This is a genomic window from Pedobacter frigiditerrae (assembly GCF_032678705.1).
Lineage (GTDB): Bacteria > Bacteroidota > Bacteroidia > Sphingobacteriales > Sphingobacteriaceae > Pedobacter > Pedobacter frigiditerrae_A.
This window is the reverse complement of the sequence record NZ_JAVTSS010000002.1, coordinates 391,398-406,303: the sequence shown is the minus strand read 5'-3', so window position 1 is coordinate 406,303 and position 14,906 is coordinate 391,398. Positions and strand designations below refer to the sequence as shown.

At 35.4% G+C, this 14,906-nt stretch carries 13 protein-coding genes; 3 read left to right on the top strand and 10 right to left on the bottom strand.

The window, feature by feature from the left end; genetic code table 11:
- Nucleotides 1–3: 3 nt before the first annotated feature.
- Both groL and groES read right to left on the bottom strand, forming a co-directional pair.
- Entirely contained in the window at nucleotides 4–1,641 is a 1,638-nt protein-coding gene (gene groL / locus R2Q59_RS12410) for a chaperonin GroEL (protein WP_316785721.1), read from the bottom strand.
- Nucleotides 1,642–1,731: 90 nt separating this feature from the next.
- Nucleotides 1,732–2,025, bottom strand: a complete 294-nt coding sequence (groES, locus tag R2Q59_RS12405) for a co-chaperone GroES (protein ID WP_316769383.1) — start codon at nucleotides 2,023–2,025, stop codon at nucleotides 1,732–1,734.
- A 777-nt stretch (nucleotides 2,026–2,802) separates the two neighbouring features.
- Between groES and R2Q59_RS12400 the strand changes: the two genes are divergently transcribed.
- Nucleotides 2,803–3,123: a hypothetical protein gene (locus tag R2Q59_RS12400; protein WP_316785720.1), complete on the top strand. Its 321-nt coding sequence runs from the start codon at nucleotides 2,803–2,805 to the stop codon at nucleotides 3,121–3,123.
- A gap of 248 nt (nucleotides 3,124–3,371) precedes the next feature.
- On the opposite strand, the gene R2Q59_RS12395 is transcribed toward R2Q59_RS12400, so the two are convergent.
- The 8 genes from R2Q59_RS12395 to R2Q59_RS12360 all read right to left on the bottom strand — a co-directional run bounded on the left by R2Q59_RS12395 (nucleotide 3,372) and on the right by R2Q59_RS12360 (nucleotide 10,976).
- Nucleotides 3,372–3,944: a hypothetical protein gene (locus R2Q59_RS12395; RefSeq protein ID WP_316785719.1), complete on the bottom strand. Its 573-nt coding sequence runs from the start codon at nucleotides 3,942–3,944 to the stop codon at nucleotides 3,372–3,374.
- Between the two features lie 99 nt (nucleotides 3,945–4,043).
- Nucleotides 4,044–4,409, bottom strand: coding sequence for a hypothetical protein (locus tag R2Q59_RS12390; protein ID WP_316785718.1), 366 nt, complete (start codon nucleotides 4,407–4,409; stop codon nucleotides 4,044–4,046).
- 8 nt (nucleotides 4,410–4,417) lie between these two features.
- Nucleotides 4,418–5,425, bottom strand: a complete 1,008-nt coding sequence (locus R2Q59_RS12385) for a hypothetical protein (RefSeq protein WP_316785717.1) — start codon at nucleotides 5,423–5,425, stop codon at nucleotides 4,418–4,420.
- Between the two features lie 524 nt (nucleotides 5,426–5,949).
- Nucleotides 5,950–6,309, bottom strand: a complete 360-nt coding sequence (secG, locus tag R2Q59_RS12380) for a preprotein translocase subunit SecG (RefSeq protein WP_316769373.1) — start codon at nucleotides 6,307–6,309, stop codon at nucleotides 5,950–5,952.
- A 14-nt stretch (nucleotides 6,310–6,323) separates the two neighbouring features.
- On the bottom strand, nucleotides 6,324–7,571 hold the full coding sequence (locus R2Q59_RS12375; protein WP_316769371.1) for a hypothetical protein: 1,248 nt from the start codon (nucleotides 7,569–7,571) through the stop codon (nucleotides 6,324–6,326).
- Between the two features lie 32 nt (nucleotides 7,572–7,603).
- Nucleotides 7,604–8,113: an LptE family protein gene (locus R2Q59_RS12370; RefSeq protein ID WP_316769369.1), complete on the bottom strand. Its 510-nt coding sequence runs from the start codon at nucleotides 8,111–8,113 to the stop codon at nucleotides 7,604–7,606.
- Between the two features lie 6 nt (nucleotides 8,114–8,119).
- Nucleotides 8,120–9,349, bottom strand: a complete 1,230-nt coding sequence (locus R2Q59_RS12365; RefSeq protein WP_316785716.1) for a sigma-54 interaction domain-containing protein — start codon at nucleotides 9,347–9,349, stop codon at nucleotides 8,120–8,122.
- Between the two features lie 85 nt (nucleotides 9,350–9,434).
- The gene (locus R2Q59_RS12360) at nucleotides 9,435–10,976 is read right to left on the bottom strand and encodes a MiaB/RimO family radical SAM methylthiotransferase (protein WP_316785715.1); all 1,542 of its coding nucleotides are present in this window, start codon (nucleotides 10,974–10,976) and stop codon (nucleotides 9,435–9,437) included.
- A gap of 198 nt (nucleotides 10,977–11,174) precedes the next feature.
- Between R2Q59_RS12360 and R2Q59_RS12355 the strand changes: the two genes are divergently transcribed.
- On the top strand, nucleotides 11,175–12,941 hold the full coding sequence (locus tag R2Q59_RS12355; protein WP_316785714.1) for a hypothetical protein: 1,767 nt from the start codon (nucleotides 11,175–11,177) through the stop codon (nucleotides 12,939–12,941).
- Between the two features lie 114 nt (nucleotides 12,942–13,055).
- The gene (locus R2Q59_RS12350; RefSeq protein ID WP_316785713.1) at nucleotides 13,056–14,864 is read left to right on the top strand and encodes a hypothetical protein; all 1,809 of its coding nucleotides are present in this window, start codon (nucleotides 13,056–13,058) and stop codon (nucleotides 14,862–14,864) included.
- Nucleotides 14,865–14,906 lie beyond the last annotated feature (42 nt).

Below are 14,906 nucleotides of genomic sequence, written 5' to 3'. Positions count from 1 at the left end.
GAATTACATCATTCCGCCCATGCCACCGCCACCCATTGGAGGATGTGCACCAGCACCAGCTTCTTCTTGCTCATCTGCTAAAACAACTTCTGTTGTTAATAACATTGCTGCAATAGATGCTGCGTTTTCTAATGCTACACGAGAAACTTTAGTTGGGTCGATAACACCAGCACCAATTAAGTTTTCGTAAACATCAGTACGAGCATTGTAACCGAAATCTGCTGAACCTTCTTTTACTTTTTGTACAACGATAGAACCTTCAATACCTGCGTTTTCACAGATTTGACGTAATGGCTCTTCGATAGCACGACGAATGATTTGGATACCAGTATTTTCGTCTTCGTTAATACCTTTTAAGTTAGCTAAAGCAGCAACTGCACGAATAAATGCAACACCACCACCAGCAACAATACCTTCTTCTACAGCTGCACGAGTTGCATGTAAAGCATCATCAACACGGTCTTTTTTCTCTTTCATCTCTACTTCACTTGCAGCACCTACATAAAGTACGGCAACACCACCAGAAAGTTTAGCTAAACGCTCTTGTAATTTTTCTTTATCGTAATCTGAAGTAGTAGTTTCTATTTGAGCTTTGATTTGACCAACACGAGCTTTAATATCTTCAGATTGACCAGCACCATTGATTACAGTTGTATTGTCTTTATCTACCACAACTTTCTCAGCAGAACCTAAATAAGTTAAATCAGCGTTTTCTAATTTATAACCTCTTTCTTCAGAGATAACAATGCCGCCAGTTAAGATAGCGATGTCTTCTAACATTGCTTTTCTTCTATCACCAAAACCTGGAGCTTTAACAGCAACAACTTTCAGAGAACCACGGATTTTGTTTACTACCAAAGTAGCTAAAGCTTCGCCATCTAAATCTTCAGAAATGATAACCAATGGTTTACCAGTTTGAACAGTTTTTTCTAAAACTGGCAACAATTCTTTCATGTTGCTGATTTTTTTGTCGTAGATTAAAATGTAAGGGCTTTCTAATTCCGCTTCCATTTTATCAGCATTAGTTACAAAATATGGAGATAAATAACCTCTATCAAATTGCATACCTTCAACTGTTTTAACTTCAGTTTCTGTACCTTTTGCTTCTTCAACAGTAATTACACCGTCTTTACCAACTTTGCTCATCGCTTCTGCAATTAATGAACCAATAACATCATCGTTATTAGCAGAAATAGAAGCAACTTGTTTAATTTTATTGTTGTCGTCACCAACAGCTTGAGATTGCTCTTTTAAGTTAGAAACAACTGCCGAAACAGCTTTATCGATACCACGTTTCAAATCCATCGGATTTGCACCAGCAGCAACGTTTTTAATACCTGTAGTAATAATTGCTTGAGCTAAAACAGTAGCAGTTGTAGTTCCATCACCCGCAATGTCTGCAGTTTTAGAAGCCACTTCTTTAACCATTTGAGCACCCATGTTTTCAATTGGGTCTTTTAATTCGATTTCTTTAGCAACAGTTACACCATCTTTAGTGATAGCTGGTGAACCAAATTTTTTGTCGATAATTACGTTACGACCTTTTGGACCTAAAGTTACTTTTACTGCATTCGCTAAAATGTCAACACCTCTTTTCAGGGCGTCACGTGCTTCAACGTTATATTTTACTTGTTTTGCCATTGTTTTATTAAGATTTGAGATATGAGTATTGAGATTTGAGACATTGTCCTAGCTCAAAACATACCTAATTTTAAATGATTTATATTTGGTTTAAAGAGTTCCTAGGATGTCAGAATCTCTCATGATTAAATATTCTTTTCCTTCGATGGTTACTTCAGTGCCACCATATTTGCTGTATAAAACTTGATCACCAACTTTTACGCTTAAAGGAATCAAACTTCCGGTTTGGTCTGCATATCTACCAGGTCCAACTGCAACTACAACACCTTGTTGTGGTTTTTCTTTAGCGGTATCAGGAATATAGATACCTGAAGCTGTTTTTTCTTCTGCAGCAGCAGTTTCAACAACTACTCTGTCTGCATTAGGTTTAAAGTTTAAAGCCATAAATACTTTTATTTTTAGTTTTTGTAATTGAATTAGTTCGCAATATAATACGATGAATTGGATTAATCAGTTTTTGTGCCAAGACTGTTTTGCTTGTCAAATTTGCATTTGCTGTCAGTTAATGGTTTTAGTAAAATAATTTCAAGTGTCAGACTGGCAGAATTGGAAAAACTACTTAGCAGTTAAATAGAGAGTTTACCATTGCCGTCATGCTCAGCTCGTCCCGATAGCTATCGGGAGGGCATCGTAATGCGACAGTTGGTTTCACTTGTGGTTGGTGTTATCACCAATCCACCACTAATTTTTCTACCAGTAAAGCTAGTTCGTGATAACCCAAGTAGTGGTTCAACCATGGCAAAGAGAATTTTCAGAAAATTAATGTCATCGCTTTTCTGCAATTGTAGTCCTTTTTTCCACTGCCTGCCTGCCGCAGGCAGGTATCTTTTCGCTGCGCTCAAAGGATGCCGTTGCAATAAGGTTTATGTAATAGATGCTTGTGGTTCTTTTGTGGGGACAGTTGCTGTGCAGGTAGCAGAAAGAAAAATCAAGGCCGGTAATGACAAAACACGGGTCTACTCATTGCCGTCATGCCCAGTTCGACTGGGCATCGTAATGCGATAGTAGGTTTTGGGCAATTAAAAAGTCGGTTTATCTCATTAAGATTCCCGTTTTAACAGGAATGACGAGTAACTTCCGAACAGCAACTACAGGTGAATTATCACGTTAAAACTATTAATAGAATTAGTTAGCGGGATTACCCATATCTTTGCCGCAATTATGGGTTACACAAAAGAAAGAGTAAAGCTTGAAAAGCTATTGGTTAAACTAAATGGAGTTAATGTTTACAATGAAAAGAGTCTTGATATACTGTCGAATATTTATGAAGAGTATTCTCATACCATTAGGATTTTGAAAAATAAGGAACCAGAAGTATTCATGAGTCATTATACTGATGACTTACAGGCCGTGAAATTGGCTAAGAAAACGTTGAAAGAAAGTGATTCAGATGAAAGCAAAGAACAAAATTTCAACGCGTATAAAGAGGTTATAATTACTGCGCTACAGAAAACAATTAGTACAGCTTTAGCGATTTTGTAATGTTGGGCTATAAAAATCTGGTTGGTGATAACACCAACCAGAGGTTGAGCAAAATTTCAACGCCTATAAAGAGGTTATAATTACAGCCTTGCAGAAAACTATTGACACAGCATTAGCGATTGTATAAAGCATAATATCTGTTTATAGTTAGAAAGTCTGGTTGTTGATTTTCCAATATGGGATTACAAATCTCATTGATAAGAAGTTCGAGATGCATTTCATAACATCTCGAACAGCTTGCGTTTGCATTACTTAATGTTACCAATTTCATAGACTATAGGATTCATAGTTGTAGCTTCCCAAAATGCCTCCTCTTTAAATACCTTATTTTGTTGATATAGTCTATGTAATAAATTTAAGTTTGCATTGTGTAAATTGTTGAATTTAGAAGGGCTATATAAGGAATAAGCTGCATTCGCAGCAGATTCTAGGTTTATTAAAGGTCTTCCTTCACTGTCCAAATGTTTTTTTTCCCCAGATGAGCTGCCATAGATTAAAATTGGAATAATCAATCTAATTTTCTTTCTGCCATTCATTAACGAAGTAAAATTTATAGACTTTAATTTTTTGTATGATGGGAATAAAGTAAATGCAAGGCTATCGTTTGCCGTAATTTGATTAACTAATGTCTTTTCTCCATTTTTGATTATCTCAAGTTGAAAGTTGAGGGCGTAAATAATTAAGCTATCCTTTATTTTTATATTGCTTTCAAACAATACATTATAAATAGAGGTTGACAAATCTACCTGTTTGGTTTTTTGACAAAATGTTAAGGTAGACATAAAGCTTAAGAAGCCTATTAAAAAAGGGAATTTTTTCATCCGAGTATTATTTAAAAGGTTTGTTTTTTAATGATGATAACATAATATGATTTATGTTCTTCTTTAATTTTGATGATTTAAAATTGACTTTTGATTTTGTTATGGACATTTTGTGCCTTGAAAGCCTGGCTTAGAGGTATTTAATTCCTGCTGTAAAATAGTCCATTGTGCATTGTTTAACGGTAATATTCCCGCTACTGCTAATGCCGAGGCTCTAGTAGAGCCGAAGTTAGGGTTAAATGCAAGAATTACATCTCTAATGCCATTTACAAACCTAGTATATCCCATTGGCCAATGATCAGGGTCTTGAACTCCTATAAGCCTTCCTCCATTTACTAACATACCACTAAATTGAGTATTAAACTCCGTTTCACTAAGCTCAATTTTCTTTTGAGCAAGATAGGCATGCAAAGCTTCATGATATAATACTGATATTATATACTCCTTACTTGCTTTAGTTAGCATATCAGGATTTAAATTAATATTATAAAAGACTTATCACCAGATTTATTGACACCAGTATACTGACCATCTATAGCTGTCCCTGCAAGATTCATTCCTGGTTTGAAGACTAAATTTGTTTTATCATTTTTGTTAAATGCTTGATTAATCAAATTTGAAATATCACTATTTAATGAAGACATTTGGTTAACAAGTGCTTTTGCACAAGGGAAGCTGTCAAGTTGATTTTTGATGTCAGCACAAGCAGTTATCCCAGTATTACCCCCAATGCAAGTTTGGCAATCTGTATTCCAAGTAGCAGTTCCATTTATTGCATAATTACAATCTATGGTATAAGTATAATCTTCTGGACCTCCACCTCCTCCTTCACTACTTCCATAGGTTTTTTGTGTTTCTCCATTATTAGCTGTGCCAGAGCAAAAACTTTCTGAGCCTAGCAATTGTTGAGGTCCGTTATACCCACCAACACGAATATACCCATAATGGTTAATGGTAAAACAATATTCCCTTCGTTTATATGCAATCTTCTTAAAAATTTGTTCACCTGATGGTTCAATAGAGAAAATCTCTTCATCATCTCCAATAGCATATCCTCGCTTAAATTTGCCATTCCATTGCTCAATAATCAAAGTGCCAACGAATTTTTTGCCATTTGATGTGGCTGTTGGCAAAAGGGTTACCCATTCAGCCTGCATTTTTTGTTCCTTGTCCCTGTATAGCATTAGGTAGCTGGTTTTTTCCAATTCCTTCTCGTCTTTACTATCTTCATAACCAATCTTTATTTTTTGCTCATAACTAATGGGTACAATTACGGCATCTCCAATAGAAATTTTTCTGGTACTTGCCTTGTCCCATAAAGGAGTCTTGTCCAACGAGTGCCTTAAATTGTTGTCATTAAGTTGAGGTAGATTTACAATTTCATCCTTGAAATAACTTTGAGCTTCTGCGATTAATTCTGTTTTAGATAAGGGTAGGTTTTGGCTTTTATCTTTTCTGCAAGAATTGACAAGAAGCAGCATAGATAAGCTTAAAATTAACCAAAAGTTAAATTTTTTGAGGGGGGGGTAAAAAGTTTCTTCATAGTTTATGTTTGTTTTTAGGTTATTAATTATACAAAAAATTAAACCTAACCACAAGTTTTAAGGATGAACACTATCAAATTCTATTCGAAAGGTATCGTTTTCTATATGAAACCTTATTCGTTTAATAATCCATTGAGCTGATGCCTTAGATGGAATACTAAATAAGAACTTCTGGACTATTTTGTGAGTGTGGCAAACCTAAATTTAGTGGCAGCAAATTGCATGCTGTGTACTATGGCTCCTGAATTTTAGAAACGACGGGCCAGATTTCTAGTATTTCCAATTAAGCCTGCCACAGCATTACGATTGCCAGTCGAGCTGGCAATGACGTATTAATTTAAGAATTGCAAAAAATGAGGCTTCCGATAGATTTCTCTTGTTGTCGAAATGACGAACTACTCTAAAACAAAAAAACTCCTAAGCTTTCGCTTAAGAGTTTTCAATATCTCGTGTTTAAGAAATTACTTTTTAGTTGTATCTCCAGCTTTTGCAGGAGTTGCAGCTGGTGGAGCAGTTTTATTGCCACCGCCTAAAATAGATGGATTAGCCTGTTTGCTAATTTTATCGTCAATTTTAGAAGCGCCTGCAGATGCACCACTACCAGATTTACCAACAGTGGTAATTGCTAATGAACAAACTACAATTAAGGTTAACAATACCCATGTTCCTTTTTCTAAAACGTCACCAGTACGTTGTACACCAAACATGTTACTACCAGAACCGCCAGTAGCCAAACCACCACCTTTTGGGTTTTGTATTAAAACAAATCCACCTAATGCGATGCAAAAAATAATTAATAAAATGATTAAAAAGGTTACCATGGTATTTTATGTTGTTAAATTTTCTTTTCTAAAGATTGAATAAGGTCGGCAAAGTAACGGCTTTTTTCTGGAAATTTCAAACTTAATTTTTCATAAGTATCTATAGCCTTGTGATAAAGCGTTTGCTCGATATAAATTGCCGCCAAAGTTTCTGAAACTAAATCATTATGATCTTCAGCACTTTTCTTTGCCTTGTTCTCATTATTAATTTGCTCGGCCTTTGGTGGTCTTATTTGTGGTTCGTTTTTAATGAACGAATCTATAATATCTGCTCCTTTATGTGCAACTTGTTTATTTAACGGACCTTTGCTTGCTTCATCGGCAACGTTAAATGGCGTTTGCAAATGGAAGATATGCTCTACATATTGTTGCTGTAATTCACCCGTAGCAGCAGGTGTGTTACTGCCTTTTTTTGGCGTAACATAAGGTTGAAAAATCTGCTCATGCTCCTTACGTGTTTTTGCTAACCACCATAAAAAAGTATAAGGCAGTTTATCATCATCATATTTACTAACCGTTTGCGCTTCTGCTTCTTGGTCGTACTCTTCTGGATGCGTAAATACTTTAGTCTCGTTTTTCGGTGTTTCAGAAATTTCAGTAGTAAAGCTCTTCTCGAATGCAAAAAAGTCTGACGCTACAATGCTTTCAATGGCTAATTCATCAGGTAAAGTTTCTTCTACGATCTCGTTATTGGTTTTAACCTCATCCTCAACCTTAGGCTCTATAGGAGCAAAAGCAATGGTATCAACCTCAGCTATTTCATCAAAAACTTCTTCTTCTTTTTCAGTTTCTACTGCTGCAGGGATGTTTAATTCTGCAATCTCTTCATAAACTTCATCTTCATCCTCAACCTTGCTCTCAATCTCAGCCTTGTTGTCAACCTCAATCTCAGCAATTTCCTCGAAAGTTTCTTGCTCATCCGTTAAAGTTTCGGTCGCTTCTAAATCTTCAGCGCTTTCTATTTGCTCGTAGGTTTGGTTTTCATCCGCCTTGATGGCGCCAACAGCAAAATTTAATTTACTGCTCACTAAACCTTCTGGCTGATGAATTACTTGATGCAACAGAGCACCTCCATTGTATAAAGCTGCAGTGGCTAAGGTTGAATCGTTCTCGTTGGCTTTCGCTAACAATAAATGTAACGGCTGATAATAAGGATATTTTTTAACTAAATCTGACAACAAATCAGCATCTGCTGACGAAACCATTGCTGGTTTTGCCAATAAATTTGCGAGGTGTTGTTTTGTATGTAGATTTAGCTCCATGCCGCTAAGTTAATAATTGAAATGTGATATTGTTACCATTGTGCGAAAGCACGATTAAATATATTTTCGGTAAGCTTTACGTTTACTTCCTTAATCAATTTATCTTGAATGGATTGCAAAGATTGACCTGCCAACGAAAAATCTGTAAAGGCTGTAAAACTTTCATCAAAGCCTTCTTTTTCATGGTCTTTAATGTTATTGATATATTTAACCCTGACAGTTATGGTTAAACGGTTGGCACCAGCAACTGGTCTGGTATTGTCCTGAATTGAAATAGGCTTTATGTCATAACCTGTAATTTCACCACTAAAGCTTGCATCTGCCTCTTGCTGTTGTGTAGTAGTTAAACTACTTTGATTACGGATGTATAATTTCAAGGATTCGGTAAAATCATTACTTAAAGTTGGGATAACTAGAGGAGCTTTATTTTCGAAAAGTGTAATATTAACGGTTTTCATTTCAGGTGGAATAGAAGCCCCTTTAAATGTATAACATCCGCTTAGTGAAATAACAACTGCTAAAAACAATATGATTTTCTTCATGGTTTTTTATAGGTTAAGCTCTTTTATTTTGCGATAAAGCGTACGTTCTGAAATGCCCAATTCTTGTGCTGCAAATTTGCGTTTGCCTTTATGTTTTTTGAGTGCTTTTTTAATTAAATCAGATTCTTTATCAATTAATGATAATGATTCTTCAACTTCCTCGGCATCATGTGCATAGTTGTATTCTGTTGGTGCATTTTGCGATGGATGTTTAATTGTTAAGGTCGGCTCATTATTATTAGGCATATCAGCTTCTTGATATAGCTGATTAATAAATTGAGGATTATCTGCCATGATATGCGATGTATTACCACCATTTTGAATAATCTCTGCTACCAATTTTTTTAACTCCATCATGTCCTTTTTCATGTCAAAAAGAACCTTGTACAAAATATCTCTTTCAGAAAAATCTTCCTTGCTGTTTCCATTAAGCGTCATCGGTAAATTACTTCCTTGCTCGTTTGGAATATAATTTAACAAAGCCTGTCCGCTAACATTTCTATCTTTCTCTAAAACGCAAATTTGCTCTGCAATATTTTTCAGCTGCCTCACATTTCCTGGCCAGCTGTAATTACTTAAAATCTGAATAGCTTCTGGTTCTAACTGAATGCCAGGACTGCGGTATTTATCGCTAAAATCTGCAGAGAACTTACGGAACAACAAATAAATATCTTCTTTACGCTCGTGCAAAGCAGGAATGCGCAAAGGCACAGTGTTTAGCCTGTAGTATAAATCTTCGCGAAATTTGCCAGATTTTACGCGGTTATAAACGTCAACATTTGTTGCTGCAATAATACGTACATCTGTTTTTTGAACTTTAGAAGAACCTACACGTAAATACTCACCACTTTCTAAAATACGTAACAAACGAGCTTGTGTTCCTAGTGGTAATTCTGCCACCTCATCCAAAAATATCGTTCCGCCATTAGCAACTTCAAAGTAACCTTTACGAGCTTCATGTGCGCCAGTAAAAGAGCCTTTTTCATGTCCAAATAATTCTGAATCTATAGTTCCTTCTGGAATTGCACCACAGTTTACCGCGATAAAAGCACCGTGTTTACGAGTGCTCATTTGATGGATGATGTGAGAAAAAACTTCCTTACCACTACCACTTTCTCCAGTAATTAATACCGACATATCGGTAGGGGCAACTTGTCTGGCAGTATCTATAGCACGGTTTAACAGCGGCGAACCACCAATTATCCCGAACCTATTTTTTATATCTTGTATATCCATTTTTTGGTATTGAGTATTGAGATGTGGGTATTGAGATGTGAGATTTTAAACCTTCCACCTTTTAACCCTCTACCTTCAACCTTAATTAAACAATTTTTCCCAACAAAGTAGCCGATGTACACCTCTCCACATAAACATTTGCATAGTCTCCTGGTTTTACCAAATCTGAAACAGGGAAAACAACCATTGCATTTTCGTCATTACGGCCTCTATATTCCTTGTCTGACTTTTTAGAGTAACCTTCAATTAAAACCTTAACTGTTTTGCCAACAAAATCTTCTAAACAAGCCAGTGAGTCTTCTTGTTGTTTCTTGAATATTTCTGCCAATCTACGGGCTTTAACATCTTCTGGAACATCATCTGTATATTTACGTGCAGCTAAAGTTCCTGGGCGTTCTGAGTAAGAGAAAGTATAAGCAAAATTGTATCTCGCATAATCCATAATGCTCAACGTATCTTGGTGTTCCTCTTCTGTTTCGGTGCAGAAACCTGCGATGATATCCGCCGAGATGGCACAACCTGGAATAATTCTGCGGATGGCATCAATTCTGTTCATGTACCATTCGCGGGTATAAGTACGATTCATTAGAGCCAAAATCCTCGAATTACCAGATTGAACAGGCAAGTGAATGTAATTGCAAATGTTATCGTATTTAGCTATGGTATATAAAACTTCATCAGTAATGTCTTTTGGATGCGATGTAGAAAAACGCACTCGTAATTCTGGACTAATCTCTGCTACTAAAGCTAATAATTGTGCAAAATTCATAGAGCCTTCTTCTGCAATTGCATTTTCATCTCTGCGTGTTCCTGGTAAATCTGTTTTATTAGTTAAAGCTTCTAATAAAGCATCTCCAGTTAAGGTGTTCATTTCATCGGCCAAATCATTGGCTACAGCTTGGTCAGCTTTTGGCTTTGTCCAATGGTAAGAATCTACGTTTTGACCTAACAAAGTAACTTCGCGATAGCCATTTTCGAACAAATCTCTACATTCGTTAATGATAGAAAATGGGTCTCTACTACGCTCACGACCACGTGTAAATGGCACAACACAGAAAGAACACATGTTATCGCAACCACGCATAATGGTTACAAAAGCAGTAATGCCGTTGCTGTTTAAACGAACCGGACTAACATCTGCATACGTTTCTTCACGAGATAAAATTACGTTTACGGCTTTATGCCCTTCTTCTACCTGACTAATTAAGCCTGGCAAATCGCGATATGCATCTGGACCAACAACCACATCAACTAATTTTTCTTCTTCTAAAAATTTAGCTTTTAAACGTTCGGCCATGCAGCCTAAAACACCAACAATTAATTTCGGATTTCTTCTTTTCTCTACGCCGAATTGCGATAAGCGATTACGAACACGAGTTTCGGCGTTTTCGCGAATAGAACAAGTATTGATGAAGATAACATCTGCTTGATGATAATCTCCAGTAGTTTCAAAACCTGTATCTGCTAAAATAGATGCAACGATTTCACTATCTGCAAAATTCATTTGGCAACCATAACTTTCAATGTACAGTTTTCTACCGTCGCTTTTTTTTAGGTTTTCTAAAACTAAAGCCTCTCCTTGGCGCTCTTCATCGTGTTTCTTATCCGTAAGCTGTAAATCAATCATATTAAGTTGTGAGTTATGAGTTTTGAGTTAAGAGAACAAGTCTAAAACCTGTAAACTCCCAACCTTCCACTCATCTAAATTGGGTTTCAAAAATACAAAATATAATTTATAAATGACAAATTGTCAGCATCAAAAATAACTCTCCTTACAAAATTCAAACAATAGAACTGGTTTTCTCGTTATTACGTAAATCATCTTATGCCAGCTAAAAAACGCAACACAAAAAAAATACTTACTCGGGCAGGAGGTATTTTGTTAACGCTTATTCTTTTAATTGGAGGAGTTGCCATTTACTTTAGTGCCAAATGGAAACCGCTGCTAACAGAAAAAATTAAGGAAGGCGTTTATGAAGGTTCTAATCATTTATATAAAATTGATTTCCAAGATATTCATTTGAATCTTGTTACAGGAACAGTTGTTTTAGATAGCATTAAATTAACACCAGATACTTCAGTTTTTAATCAGCTAAAAGCGATAAAAAGAGCGCCAACACATTTATTTAGAATTAAGTTAGCCCATTTAAACTTGAAACGAGTAAGTGTTTTGAAGGCATATCTCAATAAAGAAATCATCATGAATGATATTATTTTGGATAATCCATCCATTGATATGGTTTATCATAAAGTGCCTAAAAGAACGGATACGGTTAAAGATGATAGAACTTTGTACCAGCAAATTTCAAAGTCATTAAAATCCATTCGGGTTTTAAATATCAAAGTAATTGATGCTGATTTTGATTACTATAACGGTCCAAAAAAGTTGAATGCTGTTAAACATTTGAGTATAAATGTGAAAGATGTCTTGATAGATTCACTAGCTCAATTTGATACAACAAGGGTCTTTCACGCTAAAGATATTGCTTTTGCGATGGCCGATTATCGTTCGCTAACAGCAGATAAAATGTACACCATCAAGGTGGATACCGTAAGAGGTTCCTTAAATAAAAAAACATTGAGAGTTGTTGGTGTTCAACTTATTCCGATGTATCCAGACTTGGCTTTTAGTAGGAAATATAATACTCAAAAAGACCGTTACGATTTAAAATTTGATGAATTGAGCTTTAGTGGAATTGACTTTATCTCTTTAAATAATGATGGAAATTTACACGCTAAAAGATTGAACATTGGTCCTGCAAAGGTTGCTGTATTTTTAAACAGGCAATTGCCACCTGCGAGTTTTGATAAAGGGAGAAATTATCCGCACAATGCATTAAAAAGATTAGGTATTGAAACTTTGATTGATACCTTGACCTTAAATAAAGTTGATATTGCTTATACAGAATATAATCCACAAACTAAGGAACTTGGTACTTTACGCTTGGAGAATTTGAGTGGAAAAATTTTGAATATCACCAATGATTCTTTGAGGCTTTCTAAAAAGAATCACGCTTATGCAGATTTAACTACTTACGTGATGGGAACAGGAAAATTGAATGTTAAAATCGATTTTAATTTAACTGCTAAAGATGCTGCATTTAGCTATGTTGGACACGTAAGTCCGTTTAATTTGAAAGTGTTAAATCCACTTTCTAGGTCGTTGGGTTTGGTTTCTATTAATACAGGAAGCGTTAAAAGTGTTGATTTTACAATAAATGCCAATGAAAGAGGTAGCGCTGGCGTTGTAAAATTTGCCTATAACGATTTAAAAGTAAATCTTTTAAAAGAAGATGAAAACGGGGTAAAGGAGAAGAAAGGTTTATTATCATTTTTAGCAAATACGATTTTAATTAAAAATGATAATCCTACAAAAGACGAACCGTTAAGAGTGGCTAATATTACTTTCACTAGAGTTCCGCAAGCCTCATTTTTTAACCTGATGTGGAAGAGTGTTTTTATAGGCATAAGGGAAACCGTAGGATTAGGTATTGTTCCAGTAAAACCGATGAAAGAGCCTATATCTAGTAAAAAAGCTGAACGAATTAAAAAACGAGCTGAAAGAAAGGCAGAGAAGGATAAGGACCAATAGTTGCTTTTACCATCTAAGAAATCTAAGTTAATCTAAGATTTTCTTAGCTGTCTTAGATGGTTCAAAAATCGCTATATTTTACTATATTGGAACACATAAACAGATGTTCACAATATGGCTGAAAAGGCACCAAGAAAATTTAGAGTTTTAAAATGGGTTTTAGGAATATTATTATTCATTGCTGTAAGTTTAGTCGGCGCTTCTTGGTACATCAGCATAAAGTTTAAACCCTTAATTAAGGCAGAGTTAAAGGAGTTGGTTCAAAAATCAACTAATGGTTTGTACAGTGTAGATTTTTCTGAAATTCATACCAATTTCATCACAGGTTCTGCAACTATAAGCGATGTGAAAATCATTCCAGATACCAATGTTTTTAAGCTTTTAATAGCAGCGAAAAAAGCACCAAATAATCTTTATTACATCAAATTAAAGGAACTGGCCATTAAAAAATTCCATCCCTTTAATATCTATTTCAATAAAAAGGTAGATGTAGATTTGTTGCTGTTTGATAAGCCAGACATTACAATGGTTAACAAACATTTCGATTTTAATGATAACCGACCTCCGCGACCAAGGGTTTCTCCTTACGATTACATCAAAAAAATGTTTAAATCGTTAAGAGTAGAGGTGGTAGATTTTAGAAATGCTAGATTTAAATATGTAAATAACAATGGACCAATTGCCGATACAGATTCTGTGGCAAACATCAGTATTACGCTAAATGATTGGTTAATTGACTCACTTTCTGCCCAAGATAAAACAAGACTCTATTTGCTAAAAGACATTAATGTAAATGTGGTAAACTATGCTTATGCAACACCAGATAGTATGTACCACATTAATGTTAATCAATTAGATTTTACCGCATCTAGCGGAAAAGTGAATATAAAAGAATTTGGATTAGTGCCTCGTTATAGCGAAACTGAATTCGCCAAAGTAGCCGGTTATGCTCGGGATAGGTTTAATATCCAGCTCAATAACATCAGCCTTGATGGCTTAGATTTACCCGCATACATACGCAAAAGAGAATTAATTGCCAGCCAAATGACCATTACAGATGGAAGTGTAAATGTGTTTAATAATAATACATTTCCTAAGCTGATTAAAGATAAAACAGGAAGATTCCCGCATCAATTGTTGCAACAGTTAAACGCACAATTGACCATCAAAAAAATTAAACTCAATAATATCGATGTGAGTTATGCCGAGTTCGACAAGAAGAGTTTACAACGAGGAAAAATTAATTTTCAAAGAACTTCAGGCACCATTACAAATGCTACCAATGCAGTAAAGGTAAAAGACGTTAACCCAGTTATGCAGGCAGATTTGGAGAGTTATGTAATGGGGCAAGGGAAATTAGACATCAACTTTAAATTCTATTTAACATCGCCAATTGGGGCTTTTGATTATAAGGGAGCAATTACCAATTTGGATGGCAGGAAACTAAATCAAATCGTTAAGCCATTAGGAATGGTTCAGGTAAATAAAGGAGATATTAAAAGTTTGGCATTTGATATTAAGGCAAATCAGGATGTTGCAAAAGGAAAGGTAGATTTTAAATTTAACGATTTATCTGTAGCGCTCTTAAAAAAGCAAGAAGGCAGGCAACGATTAGTTAAGAAGGGTTTGCTTTCTATCTTGGCAAATGCCTTGGTTTTATACTCAGATAATCCCACAGCAGACGGAAAATATACCTCGGCAACTATTAATTTTAAACGCGAACCAACAGCTTCATTCTTTAGTTTCATTTGGAAAACCTTATTTCAAGGTGTAAAGTATAGTGTGGGTGTAACACCACAAAAAGAAGCCGAAATTAAAGCCCAAGTTGCCAAATTCGAAAAGATGAAAGATGATAGAGATGAACGTAGAAGACGCAGGGAAATTAGAATAGAGAAAAAGGAACAACAACAGCGACGCCGCTAAAAACAAAACCGCCTTATATGTTTTGCATATAAGGCGGTTAAT